The organism is Gluconobacter albidus, assembly GCF_002723915.1.
Classification (GTDB): Bacteria; Pseudomonadota; Alphaproteobacteria; order Acetobacterales; family Acetobacteraceae; genus Gluconobacter; species Gluconobacter albidus.
On the sequence record NZ_BEWL01000002.1, the window covers coordinates 131279 to 154253 of the forward strand.

At 58.4% G+C, this 22975-nt stretch carries 20 protein-coding genes; 9 read left to right on the forward strand and 11 right to left on the reverse strand.

Annotated features, from left to right (window positions below; all coding sequences use genetic code 11):
- Positions 1–153: 153 nt before the first annotated feature.
- Positions 154–1218 carry a glycosyltransferase family 4 protein gene (locus GAL01_RS03535; RefSeq protein WP_062031023.1) on the reverse strand — a complete coding sequence of 355 codons (1065 nt, stop codon included), beginning with the start codon at positions 1216–1218 and terminating at the stop codon, positions 154–156.
- Between the two features lie 428 nt (positions 1219–1646).
- Here GAL01_RS03535 and GAL01_RS03540 point away from each other — a divergent pair, with 428 nt between their 5' ends.
- Both GAL01_RS03540 and GAL01_RS03545 read left to right on the forward strand, forming a co-directional pair.
- Entirely contained in the window at positions 1647–2921 is a 1275-nt protein-coding gene (locus tag GAL01_RS03540; protein ID WP_062031025.1) for a hypothetical protein, read from the forward strand.
- Positions 2922–3040: 119 nt separating this feature from the next.
- The gene (locus tag GAL01_RS03545) at positions 3041–4186 is read left to right on the forward strand and encodes an acyltransferase family protein (RefSeq protein ID WP_062031027.1); all 1146 of its coding nucleotides are present in this window, start codon (positions 3041–3043) and stop codon (positions 4184–4186) included.
- Between the two features lie 61 nt (positions 4187–4247).
- Here the strand turns inward: GAL01_RS03545 and ppk2 are convergent, their stop codons facing one another.
- The 4 genes from ppk2 to GAL01_RS03570 form a co-directional block, all read right to left on the reverse strand.
- Positions 4248–5165 carry a polyphosphate kinase 2 gene (ppk2, locus tag GAL01_RS03550; RefSeq protein ID WP_062031029.1) on the reverse strand — a complete coding sequence of 306 codons (918 nt, stop codon included), beginning with the start codon at positions 5163–5165 and terminating at the stop codon, positions 4248–4250.
- 101 nt (positions 5166–5266) lie between these two features.
- Complete coding sequence (locus tag GAL01_RS03555; protein ID WP_062031031.1) at positions 5267–6724, reverse strand: carbohydrate porin; 1458 nt, start codon at positions 6722–6724, stop codon at positions 5267–5269.
- 205 nt (positions 6725–6929) lie between these two features.
- On the reverse strand, positions 6930–7919 hold the full coding sequence (gene pstS, locus GAL01_RS03565) for a phosphate ABC transporter substrate-binding protein PstS (RefSeq protein WP_062031035.1): 990 nt from the start codon (positions 7917–7919) through the stop codon (positions 6930–6932).
- Between the two features lie 76 nt (positions 7920–7995).
- Positions 7996–8925: a Dyp-type peroxidase gene (locus tag GAL01_RS03570; protein ID WP_062031037.1), complete on the reverse strand. Its 930-nt coding sequence runs from the start codon at positions 8923–8925 to the stop codon at positions 7996–7998.
- Between the two features lie 151 nt (positions 8926–9076).
- On the opposite strand from GAL01_RS03570, the gene GAL01_RS03575 reads away from it, so the two are divergent.
- Complete coding sequence (locus tag GAL01_RS03575) at positions 9077–9427, forward strand: zinc ribbon domain-containing protein YjdM (protein WP_062031039.1); 351 nt, start codon at positions 9077–9079, stop codon at positions 9425–9427.
- Here GAL01_RS03575 and GAL01_RS03580 read toward each other — a convergent pair.
- Positions 9414–11093, reverse strand: coding sequence for a SulP family inorganic anion transporter (locus tag GAL01_RS03580; RefSeq protein WP_062031041.1), 1680 nt, complete (start codon positions 11091–11093; stop codon positions 9414–9416). The two genes, GAL01_RS03575 and GAL01_RS03580, sit on opposite strands and share 14 nt — an antisense overlap.
- 135 nt (positions 11094–11228) lie before the next feature.
- On the opposite strand from GAL01_RS03580, the gene GAL01_RS03585 reads away from it, so the two are divergent.
- Together GAL01_RS03585 and GAL01_RS03590 are read left to right on the forward strand one after the other, a co-directional pair.
- Positions 11229–11960, forward strand: a complete 732-nt coding sequence (locus GAL01_RS03585) for an SDR family NAD(P)-dependent oxidoreductase (protein ID WP_062031043.1) — start codon at positions 11229–11231, stop codon at positions 11958–11960.
- Between the two features lie 17 nt (positions 11961–11977).
- Entirely contained in the window at positions 11978–12358 is a 381-nt protein-coding gene (locus GAL01_RS03590) for an ArsC family reductase (protein ID WP_082790754.1), read from the forward strand.
- Here GAL01_RS03590 and GAL01_RS03595 read toward each other — a convergent pair.
- Positions 12333–13238 (reverse strand): helix-turn-helix domain-containing protein, encoded by a 906-nt coding sequence (locus tag GAL01_RS03595; protein ID WP_062031045.1) that lies wholly within the window; start codon positions 13236–13238, stop codon positions 12333–12335. The genes GAL01_RS03590 and GAL01_RS03595 overlap by 26 nt on opposite strands.
- A gap of 429 nt (positions 13239–13667) precedes the next feature.
- Between GAL01_RS03595 and GAL01_RS03600 the strand changes: the two genes are divergently transcribed.
- Positions 13668–16139: a membrane-bound PQQ-dependent dehydrogenase, glucose/quinate/shikimate family gene (locus GAL01_RS03600; RefSeq protein WP_062031046.1), complete on the forward strand. Its 2472-nt coding sequence runs from the start codon at positions 13668–13670 to the stop codon at positions 16137–16139.
- 78 nt (positions 16140–16217) lie between these two features.
- Positions 16218–17108 carry a transporter gene (locus tag GAL01_RS03605; protein WP_062031076.1) on the forward strand — a complete coding sequence of 297 codons (891 nt, stop codon included), beginning with the start codon at positions 16218–16220 and terminating at the stop codon, positions 17106–17108.
- 2 nt (positions 17109–17110) lie between these two features.
- Here the strand turns inward: GAL01_RS03605 and GAL01_RS03610 are convergent, their stop codons facing one another.
- Together GAL01_RS03610 and GAL01_RS03615 are read right to left on the reverse strand one after the other, a co-directional pair.
- Positions 17111–17845, reverse strand: a complete 735-nt coding sequence (locus GAL01_RS03610; RefSeq protein WP_062031047.1) for a T2 family ribonuclease — start codon at positions 17843–17845, stop codon at positions 17111–17113.
- Between the two features lie 80 nt (positions 17846–17925).
- Positions 17926–19401, reverse strand: coding sequence for an aminotransferase class V-fold PLP-dependent enzyme (locus tag GAL01_RS03615; RefSeq protein WP_062031048.1), 1476 nt, complete (start codon positions 19399–19401; stop codon positions 17926–17928).
- 123 nt (positions 19402–19524) lie between these two features.
- Here GAL01_RS03615 and GAL01_RS03620 point away from each other — a divergent pair, with 123 nt between their 5' ends.
- Together GAL01_RS03620 and GAL01_RS03625 are read left to right on the forward strand one after the other, a co-directional pair.
- On the forward strand, positions 19525–19986 hold the full coding sequence (locus GAL01_RS03620) for an Lrp/AsnC family transcriptional regulator (protein ID WP_062031049.1): 462 nt from the start codon (positions 19525–19527) through the stop codon (positions 19984–19986).
- A 37-nt stretch (positions 19987–20023) separates the two neighbouring features.
- Positions 20024–21322 (forward strand): amino acid permease, encoded by a 1299-nt coding sequence (locus GAL01_RS03625; protein WP_062031050.1) that lies wholly within the window; start codon positions 20024–20026, stop codon positions 21320–21322.
- Positions 21323–21326: 4 nt separating this feature from the next.
- Here the strand turns inward: GAL01_RS03625 and GAL01_RS03630 are convergent, their stop codons facing one another.
- Both GAL01_RS03630 and GAL01_RS03635 read right to left on the reverse strand, forming a co-directional pair.
- Positions 21327–22430: a linear amide C-N hydrolase gene (locus GAL01_RS03630; protein WP_062031051.1), complete on the reverse strand. Its 1104-nt coding sequence runs from the start codon at positions 22428–22430 to the stop codon at positions 21327–21329.
- A gap of 138 nt (positions 22431–22568) precedes the next feature.
- Positions 22569–22967 (reverse strand): DUF4186 domain-containing protein, encoded by a 399-nt coding sequence (locus GAL01_RS03635; RefSeq protein WP_062031053.1) that lies wholly within the window; start codon positions 22965–22967, stop codon positions 22569–22571.
- Between the last annotated feature and the right edge of the window lie 8 nt (positions 22968–22975).

Consider the following 22975-nt stretch of genomic DNA (forward strand, 5'->3'; position numbering starts at 1 on the left):
GTACGTCAACCCTTCAGTGCAGTCACTCCGGCTATGAGTGACACAAGTCCAGAACATGTTCAGGTTTATTTCTTTCAGGGCATTTGTTCCATGCCCTGAAGCGTAAAACTCTCAGTGCCCGGCTTTGTGTCGGGCAGGGCTGTCTGAGCAGAATTATCTGCGTTTTTTCATGACCTCCCGGTAGACATCCATCGTCTGGTCACAGACGCGGCTGATGTCGAAGAATTCTATGTCGCGGAGCGAGGCGGCTTTCTGCTGCGCGAGGAGTTCGGGATTATCCAGAAGTGACAGTACGGCTGCGGCAAGAGCCGGTGCGTCTTCCGGAGGCACAAGCAGGCCAGCGTTTCCAACGCTGCAGACCTCGGGTACGCCGTCCACATCCGTTGCCACGATGGCGCAGCCTGCCTCGCGTGCTTCGCAGATCACCAGTCCAAAAGGTTCGCGCAGGGATGGGAGGACAAAGATATCCGATGCGTTCAGCCACGATCCCGTATCCGGTAAGGCGCCACGGAACATGATGTTGGCGCCTCCTTCAAGAGCGGCGGCCTGCTTTTCGTACTGTTCCCTGAAAGGGCCTTCGCCCAGAATATTCAATGTGGCTTCAGGATGACTGCGCCATATGATCTCAAATGCGTCCAGCAGGGTGGAGATTCCCTTGCGCGGGTGCAGTCCGCCTATCGAAATTAGATTGGGTCGTGGAAGATCAAGGTTCTGATTCGGCCATTCCTGACGGCGTACGGCATTGCGCGTGCCGTTCAGTACGGTCCGGACACGGGATCTGGGAACGTGACGGCGGATCATCTCTTCTGACACAGCACGACTGACCCCAATGACCCGATCTCCAAGCCCCATGAGGATGGCATGTCGGTCAAAGGAGTTGTGAACCGTGGTGACAAGCGGAATCCTGAAAAGACATGTCCAGGCTTTGGCGAGCACCGCACCGGTCATCATGTGGGCGTGAATTACATCCGGCCGGAAGTCGCGGATGACCTTCCATAAAGAGAAGAATGTCCTGATGCCCTTCGGAACGGTCATTGATTCCTGTGGCACATCAATCAGAACAACTCCGTTTTTCTGAAGGAGAGGCTCGAAGTACCCACCAGAACTGCCGAACGCGACAGTGTGCCCTTTGGCAGCCTGTTCGCAGGCAAGGTCAACGGCGGCATGGACGTTGCCATTGGCAAAACGGCAGTGATTGGAAAGGTGAAGGATGCGCATATGGGTTCTAATAAATGATAATGTTCCACCCATTTATCACATAATTTTTCATTGGCGTTTAAAGATTTAACAATAATCGAACACAAAATAAAATTAACCACATTTTAACGTTCGAGTATGCGCGTCAAAAATGACTGAAGTCTTGCATCCAAGAATCTGCGCTGGATTTTTTTCGCAATGTTTTTTGCTGCCCCTTTTCCTGGGGGAGGGCTGTTTGCAGTGCGGATGTGCGCGGCTTGTTCTGGCTTTGATCGGGAGGCTGATAAATAAAAAAATACTTTAACGTCTTATTAATGAGCAAAGATTTTTTGTATGTGCGAGTGAGTGCACATTATTCGATCCAAAAGTGCGCTAACTCAATAGTTCGGTGCCCTTGGATTGATTTGGAATGTATTGGGACTACTCCCAATAGTATAGGGTAATTTGACATGGCTTCGACTTATTGGACTGGCGGCACCAGCGGCGATTTTTATAATGTCAAGAACTGGTCGACGGGTGCGTCCCCGACCACATATCATGATGTCAATATTTCCGGTACAAGTTCCACCGCGACGGCTGAAGCCGTGGCGAGCACGGCAAGCTCCACGGCCGTACCAAGCCTGACCATCGGTGACTACGGCACGCTCGACATTACGGCGTCTTCCTGCCAGTCCAGCGAAACCTCTCCCGTCTTTTTGACCAGTTCCTTCCAGGTCGGGCAGTACGGTTCCATCGTGATTGATACGGCTTCTGCAGTTCAGCTTGGCGACATCAACGTCATGAACGGCACGCTGACCATCGAAAACAACCGCAGCAATGTTTTCATGGGGGCAGGGGATCGTCTGAACGGCGAGGGTACGCTCAATCTGGTCAATTCGACGTTTGGCAGCCAGACGGACGGCGTCAACATTGCCAATTCGATGCACATTACGCTTTCCGGCACCAGCTCCGTTTACACGGGTTTCCTGGCAACGGGCGTGTCTGTTGCATTTGACTCCAAGTCGAGCGAGCAGTTCTTCCTCAACGGTACGGATACAACGGTTGATACCAGCTTCTCTGGTGTTTCCGCCAAGACCCAGTTCGGTATCACGGCCAACACTGGCGAGACGCCGCTTTCGGCATCGTACGTCAAGAACACGGACGGCAGCTACAGCCTCGTCGTGCAGGAAAGCGACAATCACACGCTGACCCTGAGCAACGTCACGATGGCTTCCGGCTATACACCCGGAACGCTTGCGATCACACAGGACAAGAGCGGCAACTACCTGATTTCCGATACGTCCGCGAACAGCAGCAACTCGGGTGGCAGCAACTGTGGCGGTCATGGCGGTCACTGGGGTCATCATGACGGTAACTCGAGCGGCAACAGCGGTCACTCTGGTTGGAGCGGTCATGACGGACATAACTCCTCCGGTTGTGGCGATCACGGATCCAGCTGGGGCTGGGGTTCTGGTTCGGGTGGTTGCGACTACTCCTCTTCCCTGAAGCAGATCATCTCTGCCTGGAACAATGCTTTCTCTTCCTGCAAGGGCTGGCAGTCGAGCAGCTGTGGCAGCAGCAACTGGTTCGGTGGCAACTCCTACCAGTCCGGCAGCGCCTGGAACTGCTCTTCCAGCTGGGGTCAGCAGAGCAGCGGTTCGCGTGGCTGCTTCTCGTCGTCGGGACAGTCTTCGTCTCACACCCAGGTGTCTGTGACGCATAACACGTCGCACTGGGGCTGCTGATCGCTCCGGTGAACGGCATGTTTCGGGACTGAAAAAGAAGCACCCAGGAATGGGTGCTTCTTTTTTGTTTCTAATGGCTTAATATCGGAGATAAAATCGTTTCAGGAGAAGCAAAAAGAATGTCTGACAGGACGTCCGAAACCGCCCGTTTGAGCAGACCTTCCGGCGATCATATTCCCTCCCTGCAATCGCTGCGGGGAATCGCTTCCATGATCGTATTGTTGCGCCATTACATTATCTGCTTTCCCGTGGGCGGATCCATCGGACTTGCGTATGAGGATATTTTTCTCAATTCGCATGCTGCCGTTGTCGTGTTTTTCGTCCTCAGCGGTTTCGTGCTGTCGCCATCATTTTTCAGCAGAGCCATAAGTCTGAGCGAGCTGCTCGGCTTCTATGTGCGGCGGTTTTTCCGCATTGTTCCGCTGCTTGCTGTCGTGACGGCCCTGTCGCTTCTTTATGTGAAATCGACGCTTTCGACCTGGAAAGTGCCATTCACCAGTCCCTGGTTCGACGGGTTGCTGCCGCATGACGTGCCGCTATCCGCATCCATTCTGGCGAAGTGTTTTGTTGGCATGAACAGTGCTCTCGTTCCCCAGAACTGGACCATCGCCTGCGAATTGCTGGTGGCGTTGATACTGCCATTCCTTGTCAAAGCCTGCACAAAGCGTCTGTGGCCTGCACTCCTGACTTTCATCGTCGCTGCGGTCCTGTCGTTTCTCGCCGCCGATGGTGGTGGAAAGACCCTGCCGCTTTTGTATACGGTGGATTTTGTTGTGGGAATTCTGACCTTCAGAATTTTGCAGTCTTACGCCAGTCGTTATTCCGATCTTTTCTTTTATGCCATGGTGATCGGGCTTGTATGCACGCGGGTAATTCTGGAAGTGGTGACCGGCCGGGCAGACCTTTCATTTCATGATCCGCTTTGCAGCCTGATCGAAGCAGTGTTTTCTGCCTTCATCATTTATGGTCTTGCGACGCAGAACCACATGTCCCGACTGCTTTCAGCGCGCTGGCTGGTCTGGATTGGAGATATTTCCTTTGGGATCTATCTCGTTCATTTTCTGGTTATTGTCGTGACTGCGCGGTTGATGTCGTCTTTCCTGCTGCCTTATGCGCTTCCGGTACAGATGGTCCTGATGCTGGTTCCGGTTCTCGCCATTTCCTTGGGAGCGTCTTATTTTTCCTATCGGTTTGTTGAAATTCCTTTCAATGACCTTGGAAAAAAACTCCAGCGCCATGTCAGGACCGCTTTGTCGCGCGGATGAATGAAGCAAGGCAGGGGATGTCTCTTCCCGTGTTGCTGCACGGGAAGAGCGGAGGTGTGTTTTAGTACCGCTCGGGGACGAGCATGGTTTCAGGCGTGGGTTCGCGTTCGTAATCCGGATGGAATACACGCTCCGGCAGGACAATTTCTGTGCGGCTGACGGGTTCATAAGGCACGAGAGACAGGAAGTGGGCGATACAGTTCAGTCGCGCGCGTTTTTTGTCCACGGCGGGAACGACCCACCACGGGGCTTCGGGGATGCTGGAACGCTCCAGCATGATTTCCTTGGCCAGAGTATAATTCTCCCAGCGGCGACGGCTTTCAAGATCCATCGGGCTGAGCTTCCACTGCTTCAGTGGATCTTCGATCCGGGCGCGGAAGCGTGATTCCTGCTCTTCGTCCGTGATTGAGAACCAGAACTTGATGACCCGGACACCACTGCGGACCAGCATGCGTTCGAATTCGGGAACAGAGCGGAAGAATTCTTCATATTCTTCGTCCGTGCAGAACCCCATGACGCGTTCAACGCCGGCCCGGTTGTACCAGCTGCGATCAAAGAGAACGATTTCACCAGCGGCCGGAAGATGCGCCACATAGCGCTGGAAGTACCACTGCGTGCGCTCGCGGTCATTTGGGGCTGGCAGGGCGGCGACGCGGCAGATCCGGGGGTTCAGACGCTGGGTGATGCGTTTGATCGCGCCGCCCTTGCCAGCAGCGTCCCGGCCTTCAAAGAGTACGACAATCCGCTCGCCACTGGCTTTGACCCAGTCCTGCAGTTTGATGAGTTCGCCCTGCAGGCGGATCAGTTCGCGGAAATAGAGGCGACGAAAGGCACGCTCCGCAGGATCGAGGCTCGTGCCTTCGTTTTCTTCAAGAGAAAGCTCGAATTCTTCATCCAGGTCATCGATGATTTCGTAGCGCATGCGCTCCCGAGCCTGTTCGTCTGGCGAGAGACCGCCGAAATCCTTGTCCTGCGTCATGAATTGGTTCCTTTGTCACCGGCTTTACAGGCCGTGAAGAGAACCTTACCGGGCAAAGCGGAACCGAAGTTTGAAACTTAATTGAAATCATAAAACCGGTTTTAGAAGGACGTGGTCATGTTCAGACCCAGAACCGCTCCCCTTGATGCGGATGCGGTGCCTTTTACAGGTTCCTGGCCACCCAGATTCCAGAAATACTGGAAATCCGGCTGGAGGGTGAGGTAATCGCGGACCGGAACCTGCCATGTCAGTTCGATATGGTTTTCCGGCACCAGAAGTCTGGCCGAGCTGTCTGAAAGACGGATGACATCCCGTGCGTTTTCTTTGGCGCGATGGCTGAAAAATCCTGTTCCCCAGCCAATTCCGATCACATCATTGGGGCGCGAAGGGACAAAGCCCTGAAAGGTCAGGCCGGCTTCCACCTCGGCAGTAAGACGGTTTCGGGTGCCGCTGGCCATTGTAGCGCGTATGAAAGTGTTGATGGCCTTGACCGGATCGCCGACTGTTCGCCAGAGCGTCTGATCGAGCACGATATATCCCAGCCAGGTGCCGGAGTGGTATAAAGGCGTGCCGGTACTGTCCGGACTGCCCAGGAGGCCGCCCTGACTGTCGAAACGCGGGTCCGGAAAGCGGCCTGTATCGTACAGCCCACCAATTTTCCATGTTCCCGGAAGGGCAGGGGCATCTTTTCCCGAAAGGCTCTGTGCCGCATCGACCCAGAGCTGGGCTTCTCCCATGAAAAGCGTGCCACCTTTGGTGGAAAAGGTTGTTCCCGACGGGTCGATCCGTGTTGGACTGAGGGTGCTGTAGAAGGGACCTCGGGTCGGATTGTCGTCCGTGATGGCAAGCATGAGGACGAGCGGGTAGGCGGGGGACCATTTGATCCGTGTTCCGACGGCAGAAAACGGCCAGGAAGGACCGCCAGAATAGAGATTGCTGGATGTCGAGAGCGGCCAGCCGAAACTGGCATTCAGGAACAGGGACGCGTTCTGGCTGACCAGAAATTCGGTATCCAGATCAATTGTCCCGACGCGGATATCCAGCCGGTTTCCGAAAAACCCCTGCCCGTACCAGAGTTCGAACAGGCGGGTCGTCCGGCCGGCATCATAACCACTGACCGGGTTGAGGGAGCCAAGACGTTCTCCGGCCAGAGACCGTCCCCGGACCTGAATGGCGCTGATATTGAACAGCCCGTCATGCCATCCGAAGGCCCGGCGTGTTTCCAGCAGAAGTGTTGCGGCCGTCATGCCGTCATAGGTCGGACCGGGGTGCAGGCCGCCGGAAGCGAGGCCCCAGACTTCCTCGACATCCTGAAGATTGAACCGGATCCCTTTCCGGCCCAGCCAGGATCGTGCGCCGCCGACATCCCCGAGCAGTTCGGTCCCCGTATCTTCAGGGGGTAAAACGAACCCCGGTGCCGGGGAGGGCAGGGGAACGCCTGATGGCAGGACATCGGTGACAAGCGGCGCTGTTGCCGCCCGTGCAGTTCCGATCAGGAAAACCAGAACAAAATATCGGCCTGTCAGCCGCAGGAGCGAAGGAGAATGTCCTTCGGACATGCCGGTATCCCGTCAGGTGGAGGCGGACAGGAACAGCGGCGGGAAAACCGGATCGAACGCTCCGACAGGGCTGGAGACATGCGGCGATCGGCAATGATCCGGAATGCGGTCTGGCAAGACGGCTCCCCTTCCCTGAGAGCGTGGATTGTCCGGACCATTCACAGGACGGGGCGGGGGAAGTGAAGTTATTATGACTTTGCGGGGTTCAGGGCCAGCCGGAGAGAATCCTGTCTTTCACGTTCGTTGGCAGCGGCACGTAATCCAGATCCCGCGCCACGTCGTCGCCCTGTTTCAGACCATATCTGAAAAATGTTTTTGTGGCGACGGCTGCCGTTTTGTCTGTCGGATGGGCAGGTACGAGAACAAAGGTTGCGGTCATGATTGGCCAGGCCTGTGGCGCCGGGGCCTTGAGAAGATTCACGGCGTAATGGTCAGCGTGCGACCAGTCCGCGCTGGTGGCGGCACTGGTGAATGACGTTCTGTCGGGCGTGACGCACTGCCCTGCATGGTTTTTCAGCCGGACGGTATTGAGCCTGTTCTGGCGCGCGAACGCATATTCCACAAAGCCGATGCCCCCGATGGACTGGCGCACGCTGGCCGCGACCCCGTCATTGCCCCGCGCTTCGGGTCCGTCAGCCCACATCCCGGCTTTCCAGTCGGGCGCGACATTATGCAGATAATCCACGAAAACATGGCTGGTGCCCGAGGCTTCCTCGCGGTGGATGGGGAGCACATCCAGATCCGGCAGGCGCAGGCCGGGGTTCAGGGCCCGGAGACGTGGATCGGCCCACGTTGTGATCGTGCCGTCAAACAGCGCGGCGAGCGTTGGGCCGTCCAGTTTCATCTGGTTGGAAGCAACGCCGGGGACGTTGATAATCACCACGATCGCGCCCAGTGCGGTCGGGAACTGATAGAGGCTGTTTGAGTCCAGCAAGGTGTCCGCGAGAGGGAGATCCGAGGCTCCGAAATCCACGCCCGCAGCCATAACGAGCTTTTGTCCCGCACCGGAGCCGACGCTTTGATAGGTGAGGGACAGGCCGGTCTGGTGATAAAAACCCTTGCCCCAGCCCCGGTAAAGCGGAGCGGCAAAGCTGGACCCGCCGCCGGTGAGGTCAGCGGAATAGCCCGTCCCGCAGAAAAGGACTCCAAGAACGCCCATTACGCAGCGCGCGATCCGCTTGCCCCAGTGATACATGCTCAACCACGCTCCGCTTTACGGCCCGGTTTATCTATCATTACGGGCGAGCGTGTGACCACGCTTCTTTGCACGATCAGGCGTCGATATCGTCCAGATAATCGGCCGACGGAACAAAGAACAGTGAGCCCGTGACGGGACGGCTGTAATCCAGCAGACGGTCGTAGTTTCCTGCGGGTTTGCCGACGAACATGTTGTGCAGCATTTCCTCCGTGACGGACGGGGAGCGGGCATAGCCGATGAAATAGGTGCCGAACTCGCCCTTGCCAGCCTCACCGAACGGCATGTTGTCGCGCAGGATATCGACCTGTTTGCCGTTGCGCGTCACGACATTCAGGGCGTTATGGGCATAGGCGGGTTTTGTTTTGTCATCGAGTTCGACATTGGACAGCTTTTTGCGGCCGATGATCTTTTCCTGCATCTCGACGGGCAGGGTGTTCCAGGCGTCGAGATCGTGGAAATATTTCTGCGTGATGACGTAGCTTCCGCCTTTGAACGCTGCGTCTTCGTCGCCGATGATGGCGGCCTCGCAGGCTGCGGCATTTTCAGGGTTTTCCGTGCCGTCCACGAAACCGATCAGGTCCCGGTCGTCGAAATATTTGAAGCCGTGGACTTCATCTACAACCGTGCAGACGGCACGCAGGCGCTCCATGACCAGCCTGGCCATTTCGAAGCACATGTCCATGCGGGTGGCGCGGATATGGAACAGCATGTCGCCAGGTGTGGAGACGGCGTGATGGACGCCTTTGATTTCCTGAAACGGATGCAGTTCCTGTGGACGCGGGCCGGGAAAAAGACGGTCCCATGCGGTCGATCCGAACCCCAGAACGCAGGAAAGCTGCCCGTTCAGATCCCGGAAGCCGACTGTGCGGCGCAGGCCGGAAAGATCCGCACAAAGGCTGCGGATGGTCTTTTCCGCTTCCGTGCCGGGATTGATGTTCAGGACAAGGAAAATGGCGGCGCGCGTCAGGGGGGCGGCAACGGGCTGGGGCGTAGCGTCGGACATCGGAACAGTCTTTCCATCAGCGTGGCAATATATGTCTGGCTGTTGATAGCGCGCGTCCTGTCAAACGAACAGGTTATGAAAACGGCCAATCCCCGTTTTGAAATACGGACTGCGTGCAGTAGGGTCCGGCCATAAACGAAAAAAGGTCATCATGGACAGCAATCTGAAATGCCCGGTCTGCGGGTGCGAACATGTTTATCCGGACGGCGCGCTGTGGATGTGCCCGGAATGTGCGCATGAGTGGAACCCGGCCGAGACGGGAGCGGAAAGCGGCGAGGCTTCCGGCGAGATCCGTGATGGCAACGGCAATGTTCTGGCGGATGGCGACACAGTGACGGTCATCAAGGATCTGAAGATCAAGGGCTCGTCCATGGTCGTCAAAGGCGGGACCAAGGTGAAGAACATCCGCCTGTCGGACGGCGGAGACGGGCACGATATCGCGTGCAAGATCGCCGGGATCGGGGCGATGAACCTGAAATCCGAGTTCGTCAGGAAAGCCTGACGGACGGCGCAGGGCCTCCCAGAATATCGTGGGCGGCTTTCAGCGCTGTATGCAGTTCCGGGTAGATATTATCGGCTCCGAGGGCGGGAGTGATGTGATGGCGGTCCATGTCTGAGCGCAGATAGATGCTCACCCGCCCGAACATCAGTGTAATCCCGCGCTGCTGGAGCTGCGCGATCAGGTCCCGCAGGTCGGCGGCGGCGGAATAGTCGATGTCCGTGACGGGACTTGCATCAAGGACGACACAGCGGACCGGGTGCGGGGCGTGGTCCACCAGAGCCAGAAGGTCCTGACGAAAGCGCGTCGAGTTAGCGTAGAACAGATCCGCGCAGAACCGGAAGACGATGAGGCCCGGAACTGTTTCCAGCCCTTTCTTCGCAGGCAGGGCTTCCAGAATTCCTGTGCCTGCGGCCTGTTGCAGGACCACCGTATGGGGCTCGTAGCTGTGCCGGACATGGCGAAACAGCGAGAGCGCGATGGCGAGGAAAATGCCTTCCTCAACACCAATCCCTACGACAACGGCGGCGGTCGTCATGGCCAGCCAGAACTCGCCCGGACTTTCCTGCCGGATCGCGCGCAGGCTTTTCAGGTCGATCATACCAATGGCGACAGTAAAAACGATCCCGGCCAGAACGCAGCGGGGCAGGGCCTCCAGCGGGCGTGTCAGAAACAGCAGCACCATGAGCGTCACGCAGGCAAACGTCACCTGCGCGATCTGACTGCGTGCACCGGAACGCACAGCCATGGCGGTTTGGGTGGGGCTGCCATTGACGGTGAAGGTACCGCTCAGACCGGCAGCGATATTTGCGGCGGACAGCCCCAGAAGGTCACGGTTTTCATCGACGGTTTCATGAAACCGCTCTCCGAAGACCCGGGACGTGGCGGCACTCTGTGCGATGATGACGAACACGCACGACGCGGCCACGGGCAGGAGGCCGAGAAGTTCGTTCCATGAGACGCCAGGCAGGCCGAAATGCGGCAACCCGCCTGCGACATGGCCGAGTGTGGGAACGCCGTGATGCGGCAGGTTCAGCCCCATGCTCAGGGCGATGCTCCCGATGACGACACAAAGCCCGGCTGGCAGATGCGGGGCGAGACGCTGTCCGGTCATGAGAACCCCGACCGTAAAAGCGGAAAGCCCGGCGACCACAAGGCTTGCCTGCGGAAGCTGACGAAGCGTGTCATACGCCTGAAGCAGCGGGTTATGCGCGCTGACGGACACGCCCAGCATGTCGTGAAGCATGGCGATGCAGACCTGTACGCCCACACCCGCCAGAAACCCGGTGAGAACGGTGCGGGACAGGAAATCCGCCAGAAATCCCAGCCGAAAGACCCGCGCCACAAGCAGGAGAGCCGCGCAGAGCAGCGCTGTCATGCTGATGAGCGCCATGTAATGTGGACTCCCCGCCGGTGCCATTTTGCCGATGGCGCTTGAGAAAATGGCCGCCGTTGCGGAATCGGCCGCCACAACCAGATGCCGGGAGGACCCAAAGGCTGCGAACGCCACAAGCGGCAGAAGGACCGTATAAAGGCCTGTGACCGCCGGCATGGCCGCGATGCGCGTATAACCCAGAACCTGCGGAATATTCACCGAAGCAAGGGAAAGACCTGCGACAATATCCGGCCAACCGCGACCGGTTCTGGTGGGGTTCTGCTGTTCCGACATGACATGTGTTTTAGGCTCTTGATGAAGGGATGTCTTCACAATGTCAGGGAGGTGGTTGGGTCCGGCTCGAAAATGCCGCATGATCCGGCCGCTAGAGACGGATCTTTCGTCAGCGCATTCAGAAGGAACAGGATCATGACCCAGAGAGTGGCTCTCGTTACAGGTGGATCACGCGGTATCGGGGCGGCCATTGTGCTGAAACTGGCGCAGGATGGCTTCGATATCGCCCTTACTTATGCCCGCAATGAAAAGGCTGCTCAGAAAGTTGTCGCCGAGGTCGAGGCACTGGGGCGTCGTGCGGTTGCGGTGCAGGCTGATGGTGGCAGCACAGACGGCAACATCGCAGCGATCACGAAGACGCATGAAGCGTTCGGGCGTCTGGATACACTCGTGTGCAATGCGGGCATCTATCCCTATGGCCCGATTGCCCAGATGAGTGTGTCGCAGATCGAGGATGTTCTGAACCTCAACCTGCGTGCGGCAATGATCGAGACGGTTGAAGCTCTTAAATACATGAAGGCGGGCGGACGCCTGATCTATATCGGTTCGGCTTTTGGCGAGCGCGCACCGTTTCAGGGGATTTCGCTTTACGCCGCGACGAAAGCCGGTCTGATCGGGTTTGCAAAAGGCGTGGCGCGGGATCTCGGACCGCAGGGGATTACGGCGAATGTCGTCGAGCCAGGCCCGATCGCAACGGATCTCAACCCCGAAGATGGCGAGGGTGCCGCCGTTATCCGCAGCTTCACGGCTACGGAATCCTACGGCAAGGTCAATGACATTGCCCGCACGGTATCCTTCCTCGCCAGCCCCGATGCCTCTTACATCACGGGCGCATCCATTCTGGTGGATGGCGGCCTCGTCGCCTGAGACCGGAGACAGACCTCATGCCCATATCCGCCACGATTTATGGAATTTCCAACTGCGATACGATGCGCAAGGCCCGGTCATGGCTGGCCGGGCACGGTGTTGCGGCCAGTTTCCATGACTATCGCAAAGACGGTGTTCCGCAGGCGCGGCTGGAGGGCTGGGTTGCGAAACTGGGTTGGGAAAAGCTTCTGAACCGTTCGGGAACGACGTTTCGCAAACTTCCGCCCGAACTTCGGGAGTCTCTGGATACGGAACGGGCTCTGGCCCTTATGCTGGAACATCCCGCCATGATCCGGCGTCCCGTGCTGGAAGGGCCGGATGTGCTGCTGGTCGGGTTCCGTCCCGACGATTACGCGGCAGCCCTGTCTGGCCCTAGTGATCCAGACCAAGTGCCCTGATCTTGCGGTGCAGTGTGGCGCGGCTCACGCCTAAAAGACGTGCGGCCGCGCTCACATTGCCACCCACCGTCCCGAGGGCGGAGCGGATGACCTGAGCTTCTGCCCGCCGGAAATTCGGCTCTTCCTGACTGTCGAGCAGCGGCAGGAGTGCGGGCAGGCCGGCCAGTTCGCCTTCAGGCCAGTTCATGTGCCGACGGCTGGCATGGGTGGCGCCCCGGATATGGCCGTCCCGATCCAGCGCAACCAGCATGGCCGAGGACGATGTCGATGGCCCAAGGGTCAGGATCATGTCCTCCCGGAAGCGGTCGTGAAACAGTTTTTCCTCCACGCGCCGGGCTGTCGTCTGGAGCGCATCCATCAGGAGTGCCGCCGCGGGCAGGACGTTCTCGGCCACGAATGAGCTGATGTCGATGGCCCCCGCAAGTTCCCCGATGGAATTGTAAACCGGCACGGCCATGCCGGTCAGCTTGCGGAAGCACAGACGCCAGTGCTGGTCGTGAACGACCATAACCGGGCGTTCTTCGCGCAGGCAGGTCCCGATTGCGTTGGTCCCGGCATTGGCTTCATCCCAGACCGCACCCGCCTGAAAACGCCACCGCCGACACCCGCTCAGATTGCTGCGCTGGGTGTGACGCGAGAGGACGATGCCGGTCGGGTCTGCCAGCATGACCGTGAAGTCCAGCGGGTCCACCAGCGTATGCAGGCGCTGCATTTCCGGAAGGGCGCTCTGGATCAGCCGCTGCGTGCGGCCGCTGACAAAGCGCAGTTCGGGCTGGCTGAGCACCTGCGTTTCCCAGCGTTCAGATGGGTCCAGATTGTAGTTCGTGGAGCATCTCGTCCAGGAATCCGACAGGCATGTCCGGGCGGTGGCAGTGGTCATTTTGCCCCCCGTGCGGCGGGATAAGGCACCCGGTGCCTAAAACCTGTCGCAGATCTGCGACAGGTGCGCCGCAGACAGTCACAATCGGGTGAGGGTGCAACCATACGGGATAGCCTGCGGCGAAGACATTCGGGAATGACGGGTTCTGGAAAAGGCGAAGCGTTGCGTATCGGGTGTGTTTCTTCGCAGGCCATCGGTAACGCAACACTCCTTTCTTTTCCGGTTCAGTGCTGTGGGTCGGAAGGGACACAGGCATGAAAGCCGGGGCTTTTGCAAGCGCCGGTCACTGCCGCTCCTGATGCACAAACAGAGCTGTCCCGTCCGTCACAGCCATGACGGAGCGCCAACGGTATCGCGTTCCGCCGATGATCAGGAAAGACAAATCATTTCAGAGAGAATGGTTTTCGTTTTTCGCAAGAACGAGGTGTCATGTCTGCTTCACTCCAGAGGGTAATGTCTCCATTAACCTCTATCCTGCTCGCAGTTGTCGGGCTTTTCCTGCTGGGAGGGGGGGGATATCTCCTCGTTCTCGGTGGTTCGTGGTTCTATGCCCTTCTGGGCCTTGTGATGCTTGCGGCTGCGGGTGTCAGCTTCAGGAATCCCCTGCTGGCCGCGCGTCTTTATGCCGCGCTCCTGCTGGTGGCGACCATCTGGTCCGTTCTTGAAGTCGGGTTCGACATCTGGGGACTGGAAGTCCGTCTCTTCACGCTCGTCGGCATCGCGGCCTGGATGCTGCTGCCATGGGTGTGGCGGACCGGTCAGAACTGGGTTTCGGACAAGCGCGAGCTTCTCGGCTCGGCCGTCATCGCGATGGTTGCGATTATCGCAAGCTGCTTCACGTCCTACTCCATCAACGGCACGCTTCCCGCAGACCGTATGGCCGCAACCAACCAGTCCGACCTCACGGCCAAGGACACGCCCGACGCCGACTGGCCGGCTTATGGCCGTACTGTGGGTGGGGACCGCTACAGCCCGCTGGGCCAGATTACGCCTGCGAATGTCAGCAACCTCAAGCGCGCCTGGGTGACCCGTACGGGTGACGTCCAGAAGGCGGATGAAGGCGTTGTTGCAGGTCCCGATCAGGGCCACGAGTTCAATCTTGAAGTCACCCCGATCAAGGTCGATGACACGCTCTATCTCTGCACGCCGCATAACTGGGTCATGGCGCTCGATGCCAAGACGGGCAAGGTGAAGTGGAAGTTCGATCCCAAGCCTGCTGCCGAGGATCTGGCTGCGAACGTCTATCTGGCCTGCCGTGGTGTCTCTTTCTACAAGGCGCCGGACGACTACACGGCTCCGGATGGCTCAAAGGCCTGCCAGAAGCGCATTTTCTCCCCGGTCGGCGACGTACGCCTTCTGGCGGTTGATGCTGAAACCGGCAAGCCCTGCGAAGATTTCGGCGAGCACGGCTTCATTTCCCTGCGCCAGTATCTCGGTCATGTGCCGCATGGCTTCCACTTCGTGACGTCTCCGCCGCTGGTGGTAAAGGATCGCGTGGTTCTGGGTGGCTGGATTTTTGACAACCAGGCGAATTTCGAGCCCTCCGGTGCAATCCGTGCGTTCAACCCGATCAACGGCGAGATCGAATGGGCCTGGGATGCCGGTCATAATCCGGAAAACTGGAAGCCCGGCCCGAACGACGAGCTGACACGTGACACCCCGAACGCATGGGGCGTTTACACGGCTGATCCGGATCTGGGTCTTCTGTACCTGCCGATGGGCAATTCGCCGCCGGATAACTGGGGTGGCTCGCGCCGTCCGTTCGACGACGCGACTTCCAGCGCCACGATTGCTCTCGATGTCGAGACGGGTGAGCGCCGCTGGACCTTCCAGACCGTGCATCACGATCTGTGGGACATGGATCTGGCCATCGGACCGTCCATGGTCGATCTGCCCGGCGCGAATGGCGAGAACATTCCGGCTCTGATCCAGAGCACGAAGCGCGGTGAGTTCTTCGTTCTGGACCGTCGTACCGGCAAACCGGTTCCGGGTTACCCGGTCGAGGAACGTCCGGTTCCGACCGCGGGTGTTGCAGCGGATGACCATGTCTCCCCGACGCAGCCCTTCGCTGTCGGTCTGCCGTCCCTGACGCCGCCGGACCTTAAGGAAAGCGACATGTGGGGTGCGACGCTGCTGGATCAGATGATCTGCCGCATCCAGTTCCGTCAGTCCGCTTACGAAGGTCAGTTCACGCCGCCGCATGTTGGCAAGACGACGATCGTCTATCCGGCATTCTATGGTGTGGTTGACTGGCAGGGTGCTTCCATTGACCCGCAGCGCAAACTGCTGATCGCCAATGCGAGCTACCTGCCGTTCCGGATCCGTCTGGAGAAGCGTCAGAAGGCCGAAAATTCCGGCATTCTGCCGAAGTGGAACGGTCAGGGCGACAAGCCTGAAGCCAAGGGCGATGCGCTGAGCGTTTCCCCGGACTACGGCACGCCCTACATCGCCTATACCAGCCCGTGGCTGAACCCGCTTCAGATCCCCTGCAAGGGACCGGTCTGGGGCAAGATCACGGCCATTGATCTGGTGACGAAGAAGATCGTCTGGCAGCACCCCGTCGGCACCACACGCGACACGGGTCCTTTCCGGACGCATAACAACCTCCCGCTTCCGACCGGGATGTACAACATCGGTGGCAGCGTCCTGACGAAGGGCGGCGTGTCCTTCATGGGGGCGACGGCCGACGATTACCTGCGTGGTTTCGACATGTCGAACGGCAAGGTCATCTGGCAGGACCGTCTGCCTGCAGGCGGACAGGCAACACCGATGTCCTATCAAATTGATGGGAAGCAGTATGTTGTGATCGCCGCCGGTGGTCATGGGGGCCTTGGCACCCGCAGCGGTGATTATATCATCGCTTACAGCCTGAACGGAGACCAGGGCGCCGCCGCGCACTGAGCATCCGCTTACGGACGGAGCGTGTCCCCCTGAGGACACGCTCCACACTCCCGCTCAATCTCTATGGAAATTCACGTCATGCGTCGCAAATTCACGCTCGGAGTGCGCCTTGGTGCCCTGACAGCCTGGTTGCCTGCTGTTGCTCTCGTTCCGGGCGTTGCCGCTCATGCCGCGGATATTCCCCTGGCCATTATCGGCCCGCACGAATACGACCTGCCGGTGGACTTCAAGCCGTTCAACGTGGTCGTACAGTACGGTGATGGAAACGCCGCCGGATCGGTCTATGACAGTGGCGGCCAGCGCCGGGCGCGGGGTGGCAGTCACACCTGGAGCGGCATGACGAAATACGTGCATTTCCGCAGCTTCGACGCGATCCCCCATGTCAGTTTCGCGTTCGAGCTGATCCAGTCCGAGGCCTATACTCTGGCCAACGGGCAGAACTGGGGTGGTCTGGGGACGACGATTGTAGGGCCGGCAGCCTGGTTCAAGCCCAACAAACACAGCACACTCGGCATCCAGACCTTCATGGAGACCCCGTCAGGCACGCGGGATTCCATGGCAATGCATTACTGGGCCAACCTGTCGAGCATCATTTTCGACTATGAATGGAAGCATTTCAGCTTCGATGGCGATCTGGGCAGCGTCGTGAGTTCCACCAAACACCGCAACGGCGAGCACAGCTATTCACCCGGCAACGTGTTCTACACGAACCTGCGTTTCAGCTGGAAAGCCACATCACGCTTCGAGCCGTTCTTTTCGCTCGACTGGCAGAACAGCGGCGGTATGCACGACAATACATCCAACCTCTGGGTCGCCAATTCGAGCAGTCGCGAAACAGCACTTGGCGTCGGTGCGATGTTCTACATCACCAAACGCCTGTCGTTCACGCCACGTTATTCTCATTCCGTCGAGGGACGGAACGTGCCGGAGACGAACGCCTATTACATGAAGATCGCCTATCTGTTCTGAGATCAGGGTGCTGGAATAAGAAAACTTTCCGGGCAGGGCGCGCTCGTGGGCGGTTCATCCGCGAGCGAGGATGCTGCAGGAAAAAGCGCCAGCCGCCGGGCACGGATGCCGATATAGACCCGGTCGAACACGGCCTTTCCGGATGTCTGATCTGTCGCGCACCGCAGACGGATCGCCTCACTCCGATGGCTCCCCAGAGACGCGGCAAGGTCGCGGATCAGCGCGTCACGACGGACCGTCTTTCCTGCACTTCCCCTCAGAATGGCTGCAGCTGGACTGTTGCTGAAAGCGGTATAGGTTCGCGCCGCTTCCTCAAAGAAATCCTCCTGCGCAAAGCCCAGACACGCCGCACGGACCTGATAGTCCCAGCTCAGCAATTTGTCCGTTTCCTCAGGCGTCAGGGCGAGGATGTCTTTTCTCAGGGCAGGCGAGAGGACAACCGGCGGGAAGTGAATTGGACCGTAGGACCGGCACCCCCGATCACGCCAGTCATCGGCTGACTCGCCAGTTTTCTGAAGATCCTGCGGAATAGAGCCCCTGAAAGCCCATAGATAAAGGGTCTGGGCCGGAACCGTCAGAGTATCGGTGCGGTTCGTATTGCCGATCCGGTGCAGGCTGGGTGTCCAGCCGATTTCGAGCGTATAAGCCGAAAACTGGCGCCCGGTCGCCGGGTGCAGGGGCCCTTCAGCCGCGCATCCGCCCAGCGCGAGGAAAAGCCCTGCGGCCCACACACCCATCCACCGTCTCATCGCAGGCGTCCCATAACGTTTATGCAATGAAGACGTTGACCTGCGACGGGACGGATTTCAAGCCTGTTTCAGGCTGCAACCTTCGGACGAAAACGCGCCGTGGTGATGTCGCAGTCATACTGGGCGGCGGTTTCGCAGGGGTTGCTGGCGAGTTCATTGACCGCGTTGAGGATACGCTCGACCTTGCCGTCATCCATCAGCACGCTGAAATTCAGGCGCGTCCAGCCGGGCTTCTCGATTTCCTGCCCGGACAGGATGGCGCTGCGGATCTGATCGGACTCATCTTCGTCAATTCCCAGCAGACGGTGCGCGTAAGGGCCTGCACACGCACAGCCGCCACGAACCTGAATGCCGTAACGGTCCGACAGCATGCGTGTGAAAAGCTGCTGATGGATGAACACGTTGTTCTTCACATCGCGGATCCGGAATGAAAAGATCGGAAGCGCGGCAGCGGTCGGATGCCCCAGAATTTCGATGGCGGGATTGCCGCTCCAGGCTTTTACGGCCCGGGCGCGCAGTTCCGCATTGCGCTGCGCCATGTAGGCGTCGCCAATGACGTCCTTGACGATAAAGGCCAGCGCGGCGCGGATGTCCCCGATCACGTTCGGCGTGCCGCTTTCCTCGCGGGATGCGAGATTGGCGGAATAGTCGTGGTTCCACGGCGAGACGAACCGTACGGTGCCTCCGCCCGGAAGAACGGGAAGCGTGCGCGAGATCGCGGCGTTGCGCACGATCAGAATGCCCGAAGCCGCAGGGCCACCGATGAATTTGTGGCAGGAAACCACGACAGCATCTTTCTCGAACGGCGTTCCGGGCTGCATGTCGATCGGGCAGTACGGTCCGGCTCCGGCATAGTCCCAGATCGACAGGGCACCATTTCGCCTGAGCAGGGCCGTGACGGCGTTCACATCCGTCAGGATGCCCGTGACGTTGGAAGCTGCTGAGAACGAGCCGATTTTCAGACTATCTGCCGGGCAGGATTTCAGGGCCTGTTCCAGAACATTCAGGTCCGGCCCACCTTCCGCCGCCTCAGGAATTTCGACGATCTCCGCACCGCTCTCGCGCCAGGGCAGGATGTTGGAATGATGCTCGTAGGGACCAATAAAGACGATCGGCCGCTTGCCAGCCTCACACAGAGCCGGGATTTCCAGCAGGTGCACCAGACGGTTCAGTCCTGCCGTCGCGCCATTGCCCATGAAAATGGTCGTGAAATCGGAGGAGGGGGCGTGGCACAGCTGCGCGATGGTTGCGCGGGCGCTGTTGCGCAGGCGCGTCATGTAGGCGCCGCAGAAGGAGGCTTCGGTGTGGCTGTTGGCATAGAACGGCAGGATTTCGTCCATGATGAACGTCTCGATCTGCTTCAGCGCACGGCCTGAGGCGACATAATCGGCGTAAAGCAGGGACTGCGTACCGAACGGCGTCGAAAATTTCGCACCATCGCCGATCACGCCCTTGGCAAGCGCGGCCAGCCCGTTACTGCGCAGGGACTGCTCGAACTGTTCAAGAATGGCGGTGCTGTTGTCGAGATTGCCGATCGTTTCCATGGCGCGATGTTTTCCCCGTCCGTGATGGCCCTGCGTGATGAAGGAACGATAGACCGATGGAATGAGTAAAAACCGCTTCTTTTTTGAGGATGAAAAATCCTTTTTGTGGTCATATGATGCGATATGGCCAGAAAACTCGATCAAACGGATAGGGCGATCCTAAGAATCCTGCAAAAGCAAGGCACGCCCTCGCAGCGTGAACTCGCCGAAAAGGTCGGGCTGTCGCAGAATGCCTGCTGGCGACGGCTGAATGCCCTGCGTGAGGATGGCGTGATCGCTCACGATACGGTCCGTCTCAATGCGACCGCGCTGGGCCTGACCCTGACGGTCTTCGTGCTGATGCGCACGCGCCATCATTCGCGGGAATGGTTCGAGACATTCCGCAAGGTTGTCGGTTCGATACCGAACATAGTTGATTTTTATCGGATCGCGGGCGAATACGATTATCTTCTGAAGGTGGTGGCCTGCGACATGAACGATTTCGATCGTGTGTATCAGCAGATCATCAGCAAGGTGGAACTCGATGCCATCACGTCATACATGACCATGGAAACCCTGGCGGACAACAGGGACCTTCCGGTCTGAAACGCCCATCCCGTCCATAGCAGGAAGTTTTTTGTCCATGAGCCAGCCCGACCAGCTTGCCCACAGTCTGCGTACGCGCCATGTCGTCATGATCGCCCTGGGGGGGGTGATCGGGGCAGGATATTTTATCGGGGCGTCCGCGGCACTCTCGCTGGGTGGCCCTGCGGTCCTGCTCTCTTATGCGCTGGCCGGAACGCTGGTGTTTCTGGTCAATCTGATGATGCGCGATCTGGCGCTGAAAGTGCCGGGACGGGCCTCATTTCTGGGGCAGATCCAGTATGCGCTCGGAGCACGGGCGGCTTTTGTCGCGGGCTGGGCGTACTGGCTGACATGGATCATTGCGATTGCAGTGGAGGTCATTGCGGTCGCGACAATGCTCGCCCCCTATATTCCGCTGCCTTATGCCGTCATTGAGGTGCTTATCATGGCCCTGATGACGGGCGTGAACCTCATGTCCGTCAAAGGGTACGGGGAATTCGAATACTGGTTCTCGGCCATCAAGGTTCTGGCGATCGTCTGCTTTATCGGAATAGGCATCTGGGCGCTGCTGAGCCGCCCTGTTCCAGTGCATGAAAACCTGTTCGCGCATGGCGGCCTGCTGCCGCATGGCTGGCTGGCACTGCTGGCGGTTATCCCGACCATTCTGTTTTCCATGGGCGGCAGCGAGATTTCCACCGTTGCAGCCGTAGAATCCGACAATACGGAACAGAACATCGTCCGCGCCACGCGCTCCATCGCGCTGCGGATCGGTGGGTTCTACATCGTCTCGATCGCGCTGGTCCTCTGTCTGGTGCCATGGAGTGATGTCGTACCGGGCTATTCGCCGTTCCTGCTGGTGCTGCACCGCCTGCACGTGCCGTTTGCGGACGTGGCCCTTGCGGTCGTGGTCATGACGGCGGCGCTGTCCAGCCTCAATTCCGGGATCTATGTGACGTCGCGTATTCTGTATGAACTGGCGGAATCCGGGTCTGCGCCCGGGCTGTTCCTGACGGTGGATACATCCACGAAACTTCCCCGCCGGGCCATTCTGGTGAGTGCGCTGGCCTCCGTTCTCGTCGCGGCTGTGGCTGTACTGTCGCCAACCCTGATCTTCGGACTGCTCGTCAGTCTGACGGGCGGCTTCATGGTGTTCAACAACACCATGATTGTGGCTGGACGTCTGAAACTGGTGCGGGAGTCGTCCTGGAAGGCCTATGCGGCGCTGGTGCTGATCGCATGTACGCTGATCGCCATGCTGATCCAGCCCGAAACGCGCTCACAGATCATTCTCGGCGCCGGCGCGCTGCTGCTGATCTTCGCCGCAGAACGCTTTGTTCCACGGCGCCGACTGGACTGATGACTTAGTAAGGCACCCCCAGATCCCGGTCGTTGATTTTTTCAAAGACCGGTTTTGGTGTGTCATGAAACGTCTGGAGTGAAAATTTCCTGTAACTGATATCCTTGTATCCCCGAACGAACATCGCCCCGTCGCTGAGGTCAGAGAGTGCCGTCCAGACAGTATATTCGGAAACGGTTTTACCGGACGCCTTCTGTGTCTCGCCGCCCAGTGTATCGGTGGTAATGTTTTTCATGCGGTCGAACCGGTTCATGATGTGCGCCAGAATATTGATCGCATCCCCCGATGACTGGGCCACGGGTGCATAGCTGGTGTAGTAAACGCCACGAATGAAGCGCCCTACAGAAGTGTCGGAGGAGGGCAGATCCGAAGCCGCAATTCCGCTATCCGGCTGGACGACCTTGATGCTTCCCAGAATGGCCCATGATCTGTCCTGATTGGTCAGTTGTGTATAATTGTTCAGGTTTTGCAGATGCCACGGGAAATCCGGTCCGTTTGTCATGACCTTGGTGGGGTTGTCATAAACATGGAATTTTCCATTGAGCGCTTCTACAACGATGCTTCCGCCGTTCTTGTCGTAAAACGCAAAATGGAAAGGCGATTTCACACCTCCCAGTCTGGCCAGGACGGGGGACCAGAAATGCCCTTGATCAACGGCCTTTTGGACCTCATCCACGGTGGCGAAATTGGCCAGTGCCCATTCCCCCAGCGATGTCACGGGGATGGACTCCCGGTAGTCTGACTCCGCAAGCGGAGTAAGCGTGGCGTCCGGCACCATATTGGCGCTGAAAGACAGGCCCGCCCCGTTCATCCCTTCAAGCATGTTATGGTCGTCGCCATCCTCATAGATGGGCGTTGTAATCGCCAGGATGGGATAGAGAGACTTGTAATGTGCTCCGGCACTGCCGTTGGGTGATTTTTTCTGAAATGCCGTCTGCGCCGGATAAAAAGTCAGCCATGACGGCAGGTCTTCGGGCAATTCCAGCGTGCGTCCATGAAAGACATGGCCTTTGTTATCTGTAATCGCCAGACTTGAGCAGGCCTGCCCGATGGCAGGGAGCAGCAAGGCGGAGGAAAGGATAATATTGGAAAGAGAAATTATTTTCATGATTCTGTCCTGAAAAGCACGTTTCGCAATTATTTTTGTGGATAATCCGAAATAATTATCTTCAATAAGAGCCTGTTATTTATCGGAATATTTCTTAATTCCGAGTAAAGTTATATTCCGGATCCGGAGACGACACTTCTATAATAGCACACCCTGCGCCGGGTTTCCGGGAACGGCCTGTCCGAAGTCCCGCTCGATCCAGCTTCGGAGAGTCCGCAGGATCTGTTCCTGCTGCTCGGTCGTCAGGGGTTTTCCCGGCTCCATGCCATGCCATTTGGACAGACAGCTTCTGCAACAGGTTCCCGTGGCATGCTGGGCGATGAACACCGGATGACCGCGCATGGGCGTCTGTTTGCCATCGCGCTGCGGGTGTGCGGGTGCGAGGCGTTCGGCGACGAAAGTCGCTCCATGATCCATGACAGCGTCAAGGCCCCGGTTTTCCAGATAGAGTCGGGCCTGATCGTCCAGATGAAAGCGTGAGCGGAAGCGGGATCGGGCGAGACGTTCGAAGAGATCCTGGGGGGTGAAACGGCTCACTAATCCAC